Raw genomic sequence first — 12,964 nt, 5'->3', positions numbered from 1 at the left:
CCCCTTCTCCCCTCCCCCTCCCCACCCGACTCGCCTCAGGAGGGCGATCTGTTCACATGAGTGCTCCACTTTCCCCCGCACCGTCCACGTCCCGGGACTGGCTGCGACGCTACGGCCCAGAGCGCCCGCACGCCGCGGCGCGCCTGGTCTGCTTCCCGCACGCGGGCGGCGGCGCCAGCTTCTACCGGCGCTGGGCGGCCCTCCTGCCCGAGACCTACGACCACCTCACGGTGCAGTACCCCGGCCGCGAGGACCGTATCGGCGAGGAGTGCATCGGCGAGCTGCATCCGCTCGCCGACCGGATCGCCGAGGTGCTGCTGCCCCTGGCGGACCGACCGCTGATCCTCTTCGGCCACAGCATGGGCGCCTCGATCGCCTACGAGGTCGCCCGGCGGCTCCAGGAGCGCGGTCGCACCCCCCACCACCTCGTCGCCTCCAGCCGGATGTCCCCCACCCTGGAGCGTCCCGGGACGGTCCACCTCCTGGACGACGAGGAGTTCCTCCAGGAGCTCGCGGCGTTCGGCGGCATCAGCCAGGAGGTGCTGCACCACCGCGAACTGCGCGACCTCGTCCTGCGGCCGATGCGCAGCGACTACCGGCTCATCGAGACCTACCAGCCCAGGGGCACTCCGGTGCTGGAGTGCCCGGTCACGGCGGTGCGCGGCGATCTGGACCACGCCCACCCGGAGGAGGAGAGCCGCGCCTGGGCCGATGTGGCGGGCGGCGGCTTCCGGCTCCTCACCCTGCCCGGTGACCACTTCTTCCTCGCCCCCCGGGCCCAGGAGCTGATCGAACTGCTGCTGCCGCGGTTCGCCGTGCCGTCCGGAAGCGGCGCGCTCCCGCCCCTTGAGCCCCGGACCTGAGCGGCACCCGCTCCCTTTGCGCACCCGTACGACCACGCCACCGCACGACGGAGGAACCCCATGACGCACACCCAGCCCGCTTCACCCGGCCCCGCCCCGGCCGTCAGACGCCGCTCCGGCGCCCGCGCCCTGTTCTCGGTTTCCGAAGAGTGGAACGGCGCCACCCTGCCGGCGCTGGTCCGCGCCGATGTCCCGGGCCTGGACCTCGCCGCCTGGATCACCGCTCACAAGGACACCGTCGACGAGCTGGCGCACCGGGCGGCGGCCGTGCTCTTCCGCGGTTTCGAGGTCCCGGGGGCCGCGGAGTTCCAGTCGGCGATGAACGCCCTGTCCTCCCACGTCCTGGACTACGGCGAGCGCTCGTCACCGCGCAGCGAGGTCGCCTCCGGCGTCTACACCTCCACCGAGCACCCCGCCGACCAGCACATCCTGCTGCACAACGAGCAGTCCTACACCACCAATTGGCCGGTCCGCATCGTCTTCTGCTGCGAGCGGGCGGCCACCAGCGGCGGACGCACCCCGCTGGCCGACTCCCGCAAGGTCCTGGCCAGGCTGCGCCCCGAAACGGTGGCGCGCTTCGAGCGGCTGGGCGTCGCCTACGTCCGCAACTACCTGCCCGGCATCAGCCTCTCCTGGCAGGAGGCGTTCCAGACCGAGCGGCGCGAGGACGTCACCGCCTACTGCGCCGGGTCGGGCATCACCGCCGAGTGGGTCGGCGAGCACCATCTGCGGACCCGCCAGATCCGCCCCGCCGTGCGCACCCACCCGGTGACCGGCGAGCGCACCTGGTTCAACCACGCGGTCTTCTTCCATGTCACCTCGCTGCCCGAGGAGGTCACCCGGGGCCTGCTGGACTCCCTGCCCCAGGAGGACCTGCCGTACCACACCTACTACGGCGACGGGTCCCCCATCGAGGACGACACCCTCGCCGAGATCCGTGCCGCGCTGGACGCGGAGACCCGGTCCTTCGACTGGCGGCCCGGCGACGTCCTGCTGGTCGAGAACATGCTCAGCGCGCATGCGCGGGAGCCCTTCGAGGGCCCGCGCCGCATCCTCACCGCCATGGCCGATCCGATCGGCGACTTCGACACGAACGGGAGGACCGCATGACCGCGATGACCACCCACCCCGCCGCCGCCGGACCCGGTCCGCGGCGCCGGCGCACCGGCACCGGGCCGGCCACCGAACTGGTCCGCAGCCGCCCGCTGCACGACGAGCCGTTCCTGCTGCGGGTGGACGCCGTGGTCCAGGGGCTGGAGCTGGACCGGTGGATCGCCGGCAACCACGCGCGGGTGACGGCCGCACTCGACCGGTACGGCGCCGTCCTCTTCCGGGGCTTCTCCGTCGACGGGCCGGCGGCCTTCGGGCGGGCGGCCCGGGCCGTCTCCCCCGATCTGCTGGACTACCTGGAGCGCGCCGCGCCCCGCACCGAGGTCGCGGACAAGGTCTTCACCTCGACGGAGTTCAACGAGGACCAGTGGATCCCCTTCCACCACGAGATGTCCTACTCCCACAACTGGCCGAGCAGGCTGTACTTCTACTGCGATCTGCCCAGTGCCGACCGCGGCGCCACCCCGCTGGCCAGTGAACGCGCGGTCGTGCCCCGGATCCCCGCCGAGGTCCGCGAGCGGTTCGAGCGGCACGGCGTCGCCTACGTCCGCAACTACAGCCCCGATCTCGACCTGCCCTGGCAGGAGGTGTTCCAGACCACCGACCGGGCCGAGGTGGAGGCGTACTGCCGCTCCTCCCGCACCGAGTTCACCTGGACCGGCCGGGACGGGTTGCGCACCCGCTCCGTCCGCCAGGCCACCGTCCGGCACCCGCGCACGGGCGAGACGGCCTGGTTCAACCACGCCCATCTCTTCCATGTCTCCAACCTCCCCACCGAGGTGTCCACCGCGCTCACTGGGGAGTTCGGCACGGAAGGGCTGCCGCGCAACGCCTACTACGGCGACGGCGCCGCCATCGAGGACGACGTCGCGGAGCTGATCCGCGGCCTCTACCGCGAGGCCGCGGTGTCCTTCCCCTGGGAGCGCGGCGACGTCCTCGTCGTCGACAACTTCCTTGCCACACATGCGCGTGAGCCCTTCTCCGGCGACCGCCGGATCCTCGTCGCCATGTCCGACCTTTACGTGAATCGAGGTAACCGATGACCAGCGTCGAGGGCTACCGCCTCTCGCCCGCCCAGCTCCGGGAGTGGGAGCGCGGCGGCGATCGCCGACTGACCGCGCGGCTGCGGCTGTGCGTCCCGGCGGACCGCGACCGGCTCCAGCGCGCACTGGACACCGTCGTCGCGCGGCACGAAGTACTGCGCCTGCGGCTGCTGCGGTACCCCGGCGTGCGGGTTCCCCTCCAGGACATCGACGAGGGCGCCGCGGTCACCCTGGAGGACGGCGAAGAGCCCACCGCCGGTGACCTCTTCGACGGTCCGCTGTTCCAGGCCGCCCTGGTCGACCTGGCCGACGGCGGCCAGGAACTCCTGCTGCGGGCGTCCGCGCTGCTCACCGACTCCGCCGGACTGCGCGTCCTGCTCGGCGAACTGGCCACGGCCTACCAGGGCGGTGCGCTCGACGACGACCCGGAGCGGCTCCAGTTCCTCGATGTCTCGGAGTGGCTGCTGGAGCAGGCCGACGAGGCCGGGGCGCCGAGCACTCCGGCCGTCTCGGGCACGGTGATCGAGCGGCCGTCCCTGCCGTTCTCCGACGGCGAGCCGGCGCGGACACCGACGGTGCTGCGTGCCGAGGTGGGGCGTGAGGCCACCGAGGCGCTGCACCGCCGGGCCGCGGTCCAGGGCGTACCGGCCCGGTCGCTGGCGCTGGCGGCCTGGGCGCTGGCCCTGTCCAGCCGTACCGAGACCGAGGCCGACGACGCGGTGCTCCCGCTCGGTCTGCACGTCGACGGCCGCTCCGCGCCCGGAACCGACCGCGTGGTGGGCCCCCTGGGCAGCCGGCTCGCCGTCGGGGTTCCGCTGCCGCTGCCCGCGGCGCCCAAGGAGCTGCTCGACGTCGTGCAGCGGCAGGTCGACCAGGCCGTCGAGGCGGCCCGGTACACCGGTCCCACCGGGGACGAGGGGCTCGCGGCCGGGTTCGCCGCGTCGGAGCCGGATGTCCTGGCGGAGTGGGCGGGCCTGCCCGTCGCGGATCTGACCGTGGACGGTCCGCCGCCGGTGTCCCCGCTCCATCTGAGCGTCGAGATCGCCCCGGAGGCGATCCGCCTCGCGCTGCACCACGACGGCTCCCGCTACCCCGGCGAGGCCGTACAACGGCTGCTGGACGGCACCGTCGAGATCCTGGCCACGCTCCCCGAGGCGTTCGAGGACGAGCGCGCCCTCCGGGTCTGCGGCGCCCGGGAGGCCGCGCTGCTGGCACGGTGGAGCAAGGGCGGTTCCCTGGCCGAGGACGGCCCCGCCACCCTCGTCGAGGCGTTCGACGCGGCCCTCGCGGCCGCCGACGGCACCGCGCCCGCGGTGGTGTCCGCCGACGGCACCGTCTCCTTCGCCGAGTTGGACCGCGCCGCTTCCGCCGTGGCCGCCGCCCTCGTCGGGGCGGGCGTCGCCGCCGAGGAGCCGGTGGCGGTGCCCGCCGAGCGTTCCTGGCGGACCGTCGCGGCGCTGATCGGTGTGCTGCGGGCCGGTGCCGTCTACGTACCGCTGGACACCGCGGCGCCCCTGTCGCGGCAGCTGACGCTGCTGCGGGCGGTCGAGGCCCGACGGGTGGTCGCCCCGGACGGGCGCGGTGTGCCGAGCGGGCTGCCCGAGGAGTTCGAGGTGCTCGCACCGCACTCCGCCGAGTCCCCGGCGCCCGCCGCGCTGCCGCGGGTCCGCCCGGACCACGCCGCCTACGTCATCTTCACCTCCGGCTCCACCGGCGCGCCGCGGCCCGTGGTCGTCGAACACCGCGCGGTGGCCCATCTGTCGAGGGCGCTGAAGGCGACGATTCACACCGGCTCCGGGCCGCGGCTGCGGGTCGCGGTGAACGCCCCGCTGACCTTCGACGCCTCCGTCAAGCAGCTGATCCAGCTCGCCGACGGGCACACCCTGTGCCTGGTACCGGAGGAGATCCGCTACCACGGCGGGGAGTTGCTGACCTACCTCGCCGAGCAGCGGGTCGATGTGTTCGACTGCACGCCCTCGCATCTGCGCGCGGTCCTGGCGGGCACCCGGGACGGCGCGGCCGCGCTGCCGGCCACCGTCCTGATCGGCGGGGAGGCCGTCGACCAGCCGCTGTGGGACACCCTCGCCGCCCTCGACGGCGTACGCGCCGTCAATGTCTACGGCCCGACCGAGTGCACCGTCGACGCCACCGCCGCCGAGATCACCGCGGGCACCCGGCCCACCATCGGCCGGCCGCTCCCCGGCAACGACGTCCTGGTCCTCGACCAGGACCTGCGGCCGGTACCGCCGGGCGTGGCGGGCGAGTTGTGCGTCGCGGGCCCGCAGCTGGCCCGCGGATACCTCGGGGACGCCGAGGCCACCGCGCGCCGCTTTGTGACCGTCGAGGGGCTGCCGGAGGGCGAGCGGCGCGTCTACCGCACCGGTGACCGGGTCCGCTTCCTGGCCGACGGCACTCTCGCCTACCTCGGCCGTACCGACGACCAGGTCAAGGTCCGCGGCTTCCGGGTCGAGCCCGGCGAGGTGCAGGCCGTCCTCGGCACGCACCCGGGCGTCGAGCAGGCGCTGGTCGTGGCCCGCAAGAGCGCCGACGGCACCTCTCTGACCGGCTACGCGCAGCCGGCCGCCGGCGCGGTGGCGGCCCTCGACCTGGACCGGGTCTCGGGCGTCAATCCGCACGAGACCCGGTACCTGTACGACGAGATCTTCCTCCAGGGCACCTACCTGCGCGGCGAGGTGACGCTCCGCGAGGACGCCGTCGTCGTCGACATCGGCGCCAACATCGGCATGTTCTCGCTCTACGTCCACCAGCTGTGCCCGAGCGCCTCGCTCTACGCCTTCGAGCCGCTGGCACCGGTGTACGAGCATCTGCGGCGCAACACCGCCCGGTTCGGTGTACCGGCGAAGACCTTCCCGCTCGGACTGGGGAGCGCGGACGGCGAGCTGTCGTTCACCTACTACCCCGGCTACTCGATGATGTCCGGTGTCAGCGCGTACGCCGACTCGGCCTCCGAAGTCGAGGTCATCAAGCGCTATCTGGCCAACGAGCGGGAGAAGGGCCTGCAGGACCGCGACCAGCTCCTGGACCGGGCCGACGAGCTGCTGGCGGAGCGGTTCCGGGGCGAGGAGCTGCGCACGCGGGTGCGGCGGCTCTCCGACGTCCTCGACGAGGAGCGGCTCACCCGTATCGACCTGCTCAAGGTCGATGTGCAGCGGGCCGAACTGGACGTGCTGCGGGGCATCGACGCCCGGCACTGGGGCATGGTGCACCAGGTCGTGATGGAGGTGCACGACGGCGCCGGCACCGCCACCGAGGGGCGCCTCGGCGAGATCGTCGCCCTCCTTGAGGAGCAGGGCTTCGCGGTCACGGCCGAGCAGGACAGCCTGCTGCAGGGCACCGACCGGCACTCCCTGTTCGCGGTGCGCGCCGCGTACGCCGACGACCCGCGCCCCGTCGTCGCCGACGCCCGCACCCAGGCGCCGGTGGACGGCGTCATGCTGCGGGACTGGCTGGCCGAGCGCCTTCCGGCGCATCTCGTACCGGGCGCGGTGGTCACCCTCGACGCCTTCCCGCTGACCCGCAACGGGAAGGTCGACCGTGCGGCGCTGCCCGAGCCCGCCGAGCGGGACCGGGCGGGCGCGGAGGTGGTGGCGCCCCGCAGCCGTACCGAGGAGGTGCTGGCGGAGGTGTGGCAGGAGGCGCTCCGGCTGGACCGGGTGAGCGTGCAGGACGACTTCTTCCGCCTCGGCGGGGACTCGATCCGGGCGATCCAGGTGCAGGTGGCGGCCCGCGGCCGGGGGCTGGAGGTCCAGCTGCGGGACATCTTCAGCTGCACCACGATCCGTGAACTGGCCGAGGCCGAGGGCACGGTCCTGACGGAGGCCACGCCGGCGCATTAGCCCTGCCTTTCGTCGGGTGCGTGAACGGCCGGTGGGGGTGTCCCTCCCCCACCGGCCACTCGCCGTGCACTTCGCCCGGGGCGTGTCTCTTCGAGCGAAAGCGCCGGGCGGTGGCGGAGCGGCTCGACGCCGTGGCGGCCTCCACAGTCGTCGCGCGGGCTACGACACCACCGCCCGGCCATACCGGCTCGATGTGCGGGTGTGCACGGGGGTAGCACACCGAACCGGTGTCCGGGGCCCGCCGGTCGGCGGGCGGCAGGTCACGCGGGCACGCTCTCCCCCTGCGGCTCCGCGGCGGCCTGGTGGCCGGGGTGTGCGTGCCGGGCACCGGGGATGAGGATCAGTGCGATCACGGCACCCAGCAGGGCGGTCGCCGCACACACGGCCATGGACAGGGTCATGCCGTGGGCGAAGGCGCGGTGGGCCGCGCCGAGCAGCGAGTCGGCCTGCCCGGCGGGCATACCGTGCACCGCGTCGGCCGCCTCGCCGAGGGAGTGGCGCATCCCCGCCGGGACCGTACCGGGCAGCGCGTTGCCGTACGCCAGCGCCAGCACGCTGCCGATGACGGCAATGCCGAACGCCGAGCCGAGCTCCTGCACGGTGTCGTTCATGGCGGACAGCCGTCCCGAACTCTCCGGGGGGCCGGCGCTCATGAGGACGTCGTTGACCGGGGCCACGGCCAGGCCCATACCGGCGCCGAGCAGGACCAGTCCCACGGCGACGGGCGGGTACCCGGCGCCGGGAGCGAAGAAGGCCAGCACAGCCAGGCCCGCGGCCATCGTGGCCAGGCCGAGCGCAATGGTGATCCGGGCGCCGATCGCCCTGGCGACGAGCGGCGACAACGGGGAGGAGACGACGATGGCGGCGGCGAGCGGAACGGTGGCCAGCCCCGCGGACATGGGCGAGAAGTCCAGGACCAGTTGGAGCTGCTGGGTGACCACGAAGGCCCCACCGAGCAGGGAGAACATCAGGAAGGCCATGGTGCCGCTGGCCCCGAGGAACTGCCGGGAGAACATCAGCCGCAGGTCGAGCATGGGCTCCCTGGCGGTGGCCTGGCGCAGGAAGAAGAGCGCCAGCACCACCAGTCCGCCGAGCAGCGCGGTGAGCACGATGCCCGAGCCCCAGCCGCGCGTCGGCGCGGAGATGACGCCGAAGAGGACGCCGCCCATCCCGACGGTGGAGAGCACGGTGCCCGGGAGGTCGGCCCGGCGCGCCACGGGGTCCGACGACTCCGGAACGATCCAGCCGACACCGATGAGCGCCAGCACCACGACGGGCACGTTGAGGACGAAGACGGCGCCCCACCAGAAGTGCTCCAGCAGCAGCCCGCCCAGCAGCGGGCCGAGCACCATGCCCAGCGCGGTGACCGCGCCCCAGCGCCCGATGGCGGAGGCGCGCTCCTCGGGGGAGAAGACGTGGACCAGGATCGACAGGGTCCCCGGCATGAAGAACGACCCGCCGACGCCCATCAGGCCGCGGGCGGCGATGACCTGCCACGGCTCCTGGGCGAAGGCGCCCAGGCCGGAGGCGATGCCGAAGACGGCCAGGCCCACCATGAGCATCTTCTTGCGTCCGAAGCGGTCCGAGAGGCTGCCCGCGGTGAGCAGGACGCCGGCCAGCACCAGCGTGTACGCGTCCACGATCCACTGGAGTTCTTCGGTCCCCGCGCCCAGTTCACGGCTCATCGTCGGCAGCGCGACATTGAGCACGGTGGTGTCGATCGAGACCACGAAGACGGCCAGGCACAGCACTGCCAGGATGGCCCATCGGCGTGGATGTCCCCGTTCCATATCCCCTCCAGTACGGCGTTCGATTGCCGGTACAGCGTACGACTCTCGGGCACTGTACTCTAGATCGCACGCCGGCACCACCAGCACACGCAGGCAGGTACCCCCCGGACTCATGGAGGCGAAGTGACGGACGGCAGGCACAAGGTGAGCGCGGCCTGGGTGGCGGACAAGCCGCCCCGCAGGCAGCAGCCGCTCTCCCGGGAGCAGATCGTCCGCGGTGCGGTGGACTACCTGGAGCGGCACGGGCTGGAGGAGCTGAGCATGCGCAAGCTCGCCGCCCATCTCGGCACCGCGGCGACATCGATGTACTGGCATGTGGCAACCAAGGACCAGCTGTTCGACCTCGTGCTCGACGAGATCTTCGGCGAGGTGCGCCTCCCCGACGAGGACGGCGAGCCGCTGGAGGACCTCCGCCGGGTCATGCACGAGGTGCGGCGGGTGCTGAGCCGCTACCCCGAGGCCGCGCGGCTGGCCGCGAGCCGTCCGACGCTGGGCCCGCGCGCGCTGCGCGTCGTCGAGTACACCCTCGGCGCGCTCCTGCGGACGGGGTACCCCGAGGAATCCATCGCCTACGCCTACAACCTGATCGCGGATTACACCATCGGCGGTGTGCTGGTGGAACTCTCCCGGCAGCGGCTCGCCGAATCCGGCGGTCCTTCCGAGGACGCCTCCGAAGACGCCGACACCATGCAGTCGTTCGTGGAGTCGCTGCCGAGCGAGGACTTCCCGAATTTCGTCAGACTCAGCGGTCTGCTCGTCAAGGCGAACGACGACGAGAGCTTTGCATTCGGGCTGGACCGGCTACTCGCCGGAATCAGCAACGACCTGAAGAAGTGATCTCCGCGGGGTCTCCAAGAACTCCGTGGATCTCCGCGGATCTCCGTGGTGTATTGACCCTTCGTCGTGAAGGGCCAATACACCGTGGAATTCCGACCGGCGCCCCGGGGGGCGAGGATCAGCCCCGCATGACCGCCGCTATTCGCCGCAGCGTCTCGCCGATGTCCGCGCGGGACACGTCCCGGTGCGTGACGAACCGTACGCAGCCGTCCATCGACGAGGCCAGCACCCCGGCCGCGCGCAGCCGCGTCAGCCACTGCTGGAGGTCGTCCACCTCGGCCAGCACGATGTTGGTGCGCGGAGCGCGCACCCGCAGGCCGAGTTCGGTCAGACCGTCGGCCAGCTCCCTGGCGGCCCCATGGTCCTCGTGCAGACGGTCCAGGCGGTTCAGCGCCACCAGCCCCGCCGCCGCCAGGACACCGCCCTGGCGCACTCCCCCGCCGAGCATCTTGCGCACCCGCCGCGCCTCGTCGGTGAAGGCTCTGGGGCCCGCGACCAGCGAACCGACGGGAGCGCCGAGCCCCTTGCTCAGACATGCCTGCACACTGTCCACACCGGCCGTCAGCTCCGCCGGCTTCACACCGAGAGCCGCCGCGGCGTTCCAGATGCGCGCACCGTCCAAGTGCACCTTGAGGCCCGCGGCGTTGGCCGCCGCGACGAGCCGGGCGTGCTCGGCAGGCGGTGTGACGGCGCCGCCCGCCGCGTTGTGGGTGTTCTCCAGGCACAGCAGGGGGGTGCGGAGCCGGTAGTACGGCCCGCTGGAACCCGCCGCCTTCGTCACGGCCTCCGGCGACGGGCGGCCGGGCTCCGCGTCCCACGCCAACGGCTCCGGCAGACCGCCGGCAAGCCATGCGGCGGTGCCCAGTTCATTGTCCAGTACATGCGCCGCCCGGGGCACCAGAAAGCGGTCGCCCCGCTTCAGATGCAGCATCAGCGCAATGGTGTTGCCCATACAGCCGGTCGGCACCCACAAAGCGGCTTCCATACCGAGAAGTTGCGCCGTGCGCTCCTCCAGCTCGCGCATCGTGGGATCACCGTCGAGGACATCGTCACCCACTTCCGCGGAGGCCATTGCGGCGCGCATTTCGGCGTCGGGCTTGGTCACTGTGTCAGATCGCAGATCAATAGGTCGAGAACCATTCATGGGAACCAACCAAACACACAAATGATGTGCCGGCACAGGCTTTTGCCGTATTTTTCGATGCCTGGTGGCCGAGATCTCCGCGCGCCGGGAATCAGGGCCGGGATACGCCCGGAGGCTTTCCCGCTCAGCGGGCCAGACGGCCCAGGAGGGAGGCCGCGGCGGCGATACCGAGAGCCGCGGCCACCACGAGTACCGCGTAGTCCAGGGCCAGATGGGCGTGGGTGCCCAGGAGGAGACCGCGCAGGGCATCGATCTGGTAACTCAGCGGGTTGACCTTGCTGACCGTCTGGAGCCAGCCGGGCATGACCGCCACCGGATAGAGGGCGTTGGAGGCGAAGAAGAGCGGCATGGTGATGGCCTGGCCGATGCCCATCAGACGGTCGCGGGTGAGCACGATCCCGGCGATCGTCATGGACAGGCAGGAGAAGAAGGCCGACCCCAGGACCACGGCGACGGCCACCCCGATCAGCCGCAGCGGGTTCCCGGTCATGGCCACGCCGAGCAGCGCCGCGATGACGATCACCACCACGGCCTGGATCAGCGCCTTCACCCCGGCGGCGAAGGCTTTGCCGGCGATCAGGGCGGCTCGTGGGGTGGGCGTGACCAGCAGCTTGGTGAGGATGCCGGCGTCCCGTTCCCAGATGATCATGATGCCGTAGAAGATCGCGATGAACATGGCCGACTGCGCGATGATGCCGGGCGCCAGATAGTCGATGTACGGGATGCCGCCGGTGGGGATGGCGTTGATGCGGGTGAAGGTCTCGCCGAAGACCAGCAGCCACAGGGCCGGCTGGACGGCGCGGGTGTACAGCTCGGTGCGGTCGTGGCGCAGCTTCTGCACCTCGACCACGCACATGGCGACGACCCGGGCGGGCAGCACCCGCCAGCCGGTGCGGGAGCGCGGCGGGACCAGCAGCAGATCCAGTCCGTCGGCGCCGGTGGGGGTGTCAGCCGACCCGGTTGGCCGTGCGGCGGGTGCTTCGGACATCGCGGAAGTCTCCTGACTGCGCGTCGAGGCCGCTGCCGGCGACGTCCCGGAAGACGTCCTCCAGGGTCGGCGCGGCGTCCGACGGGCGCGATGCGGTGGCGGGGCTCGGTGGGGCGGACGGGGGCGGGGTGCGGGCCGCCCGGAGGCGGGCGCGCAGGGCGGACTTGAGGGCGTCCGGTGTGCCGAGGGCACGGATGCGGCCGCGGTGCATCAAGGCGACGCGGTCGCAGTACTGGTCGGCCTCGTCCATGTAGTGCGTGGTCACGAGCACGGTCATGCCGGTGGCCTGCCGTACCGCGTTGATGTGCTCCCAGACGCTGGTACGGGCGATCGGGTCGAGACCGACCGTCGGCTCGTCGAGCATCAGCAGGCGCGGGGCGCTGACGAGTGCCTGGGCGAGTTCGAGCCGGCGGATCATGCCGCCGGAGTACGTCTTGGCGAGCCGGCCGGCGGCGTCGCCGAGGCCGACCGCCGCCAGCGCCTGGGTGACGCGGGCGGCGCGCTCGCGGCGGGGGACGTCGAAGACCCGGGCGAACAGGGCGACGTTCTCGCGGCCGGTCAGTCCGGCGTCGGCGGAGAGCTGCTGCGGCACGTAGCCCAGCAGCCGGCGGACCGCCATCCGCTCCTTCGCCGCGTCGTGCCCGAATACCCGCACCATGCCGGCCGGGACGGGCAGGAGCGTGGTGATGCAGCGGATGGTGGTGGTCTTGCCCGCGCCGTTCGGCCCGAGCAGCCCGAAGACCTCACCGGCGCGTACGGAGAGGTCCACGCCGTCCACGGCCCGGGTCTCGCCGAAGGCGTAGTGGAGGGCGCGGCAGGTCACGGCGTCGGGAGCGGGGGCGGCGGACGCCGCTGCGGCGGCCGGTCCCGGCCTGCGCCCGTCGTCGGTGGTCATGTGCCCGCCGCCTTCTCGCGCCGCGGCCGGCCGGACCGCGACCGGCGCCGGACCGGCCGCCGGACACCGGCCAGGACACCGGCCGGGTCATCGGCCGGCACGTCGGCGAGCGAGTCGGGGCACTCCCCTGCAGCCATGCCCCGATTTTAGTTCTGGGCGAGCGGCGGCGGCCAGGAAACGCGCTGGGCACGCCGGAGCATCACGCCCCGTGGCCGACGCCAAGGGAATCGGCCTGCTCACCCCGCTCCCGGGGGCGGAGTCGGAGTCGGCGCCCCAGGTTGCGGTGTCTGCGCTCCCGGTGACGGAGTCGGCGCTCCCGGTGGGCGGGGCGATCTTCGCGTGGGCGGGGGCCGTGCCCACCGCCGTCGTGGCCACCGCCGCCGTGCCCCGGCTCCGCCGGCAGCTGCGCGAGGGCGCATCCGGGCGCGATGACGACG

The 12,964-nt window shown here is 72.7% G+C and carries 10 protein-coding genes; 5 read left to right on the top strand and 5 right to left on the bottom strand.

The genetic code is table 11. The features are described from left to right. Nucleotides 1-56: 56 nt before the first annotated feature. The 4 genes from ACZ4NB_RS13270 to ACZ4NB_RS13255 are packed head-to-tail and all read left to right on the top strand — an operon-like array spanning nucleotide 57 to nucleotide 6,873. The gene (locus tag ACZ4NB_RS13270) at nucleotides 57-863 is read left to right on the top strand and encodes a thioesterase II family protein (RefSeq protein WP_467660951.1); all 807 of its coding nucleotides are present in this window, start codon (nucleotides 57-59) and stop codon (nucleotides 861-863) included. Nucleotides 864-923: 60 nt separating this feature from the next. Next, on the top strand, nucleotides 924-1,973 hold the full coding sequence (locus tag ACZ4NB_RS13265; RefSeq protein ID WP_467660949.1) for a TauD/TfdA family dioxygenase: 1,050 nt from the start codon (nucleotides 924-926) through the stop codon (nucleotides 1,971-1,973). Next, nucleotides 1,970-3,016, top strand: coding sequence for a TauD/TfdA family dioxygenase (locus ACZ4NB_RS13260; protein WP_467660947.1), 1,047 nt, complete (start codon nucleotides 1,970-1,972; stop codon nucleotides 3,014-3,016). The genes ACZ4NB_RS13265 and ACZ4NB_RS13260 overlap by 4 nt, the downstream gene beginning before the upstream one ends. Beyond that, on the top strand, nucleotides 3,013-6,873 hold the full coding sequence (locus ACZ4NB_RS13255; protein ID WP_467660945.1) for a non-ribosomal peptide synthetase: 3,861 nt from the start codon (nucleotides 3,013-3,015) through the stop codon (nucleotides 6,871-6,873). The genes ACZ4NB_RS13260 and ACZ4NB_RS13255 overlap by 4 nt, the downstream gene beginning before the upstream one ends. A gap of 260 nt (nucleotides 6,874-7,133) precedes the next feature. Here the strand turns inward: ACZ4NB_RS13255 and ACZ4NB_RS13250 are convergent, their stop codons facing one another. Further along, complete coding sequence (locus tag ACZ4NB_RS13250) at nucleotides 7,134-8,663, bottom strand: MFS transporter (RefSeq protein WP_467660943.1); 1,530 nt, start codon at nucleotides 8,661-8,663, stop codon at nucleotides 7,134-7,136. 123 nt (nucleotides 8,664-8,786) lie between these two features. On the opposite strand from ACZ4NB_RS13250, the gene ACZ4NB_RS13245 reads away from it, so the two are divergent. Then, on the top strand, nucleotides 8,787-9,500 hold the full coding sequence (locus ACZ4NB_RS13245) for a TetR/AcrR family transcriptional regulator (protein WP_467660941.1): 714 nt from the start codon (nucleotides 8,787-8,789) through the stop codon (nucleotides 9,498-9,500). A 118-nt stretch (nucleotides 9,501-9,618) separates the two neighbouring features. Here the strand turns inward: ACZ4NB_RS13245 and ACZ4NB_RS13240 are convergent, their stop codons facing one another. The 4 genes from ACZ4NB_RS13240 to ACZ4NB_RS13225 form a co-directional block, all read right to left on the bottom strand. Beyond that, nucleotides 9,619-10,644: a threonine aldolase family protein gene (locus tag ACZ4NB_RS13240; protein WP_467660939.1), complete on the bottom strand. Its 1,026-nt coding sequence runs from the start codon at nucleotides 10,642-10,644 to the stop codon at nucleotides 9,619-9,621. Between the two features lie 124 nt (nucleotides 10,645-10,768). Next, complete coding sequence (locus ACZ4NB_RS13235; protein WP_467660937.1) at nucleotides 10,769-11,632, bottom strand: ABC transporter permease; 864 nt, start codon at nucleotides 11,630-11,632, stop codon at nucleotides 10,769-10,771. Beyond that, entirely contained in the window at nucleotides 11,592-12,527 is a 936-nt protein-coding gene (locus ACZ4NB_RS13230; RefSeq protein WP_467660935.1) for an ATP-binding cassette domain-containing protein, read from the bottom strand. Before ACZ4NB_RS13230 ends, ACZ4NB_RS13235 begins: the two co-directional genes overlap by 41 nt. After that, nucleotides 12,524-12,664, bottom strand: coding sequence for a hypothetical protein (locus tag ACZ4NB_RS13225; protein ID WP_467660933.1), 141 nt, complete (start codon nucleotides 12,662-12,664; stop codon nucleotides 12,524-12,526). The genes ACZ4NB_RS13230 and ACZ4NB_RS13225 overlap by 4 nt, the downstream gene beginning before the upstream one ends. Between the last annotated feature and the right edge of the window lie 300 nt (nucleotides 12,665-12,964).

It is taken from the genome of Streptomyces sp. NPDC026575 (assembly GCF_055567415.1).
The sequence above is the reverse complement of the archived record's forward strand: the minus strand, read 5'-3'. Positions and strand labels throughout refer to the sequence as shown.

Excerpts from the sequence above, each read along its gene's own strand:
- ACZ4NB_RS13260 (WP_467660947.1), top strand. The coding sequence starts at position 1,970 with ATGACCGCGATGACCACCCACCCCGCCGCCGCCGGACCCGGTCCGCGG.
- ACZ4NB_RS13235 (WP_467660937.1), bottom strand. The coding sequence starts at position 11,632 with ATGTCCGAAGCACCCGCCGCACGGCCAACCGGGTCGGCTGACACCCCC.
- ACZ4NB_RS13270 (WP_467660951.1), top strand. The coding sequence starts at position 57 with ATGAGTGCTCCACTTTCCCCCGCACCGTCCACGTCCCGGGACTGGCTG.
- ACZ4NB_RS13265 (WP_467660949.1), top strand. The coding sequence starts at position 924 with ATGACGCACACCCAGCCCGCTTCACCCGGCCCCGCCCCGGCCGTCAGA.
- ACZ4NB_RS13250 (WP_467660943.1), bottom strand. The coding sequence starts at position 8,663 with ATGGAACGGGGACATCCACGCCGATGGGCCATCCTGGCAGTGCTGTGC.
- ACZ4NB_RS13230 (WP_467660935.1), bottom strand. The coding sequence starts at position 12,527 with ATGACCACCGACGACGGGCGCAGGCCGGGACCGGCCGCCGCAGCGGCG.
- ACZ4NB_RS13255 (WP_467660945.1), top strand. The coding sequence starts at position 3,013 with ATGACCAGCGTCGAGGGCTACCGCCTCTCGCCCGCCCAGCTCCGGGAG.
- ACZ4NB_RS13240 (WP_467660939.1), bottom strand. The coding sequence starts at position 10,644 with ATGAATGGTTCTCGACCTATTGATCTGCGATCTGACACAGTGACCAAG.
- ACZ4NB_RS13225 (WP_467660933.1), bottom strand. The coding sequence starts at position 12,664 with ATGGCTGCAGGGGAGTGCCCCGACTCGCTCGCCGACGTGCCGGCCGAT.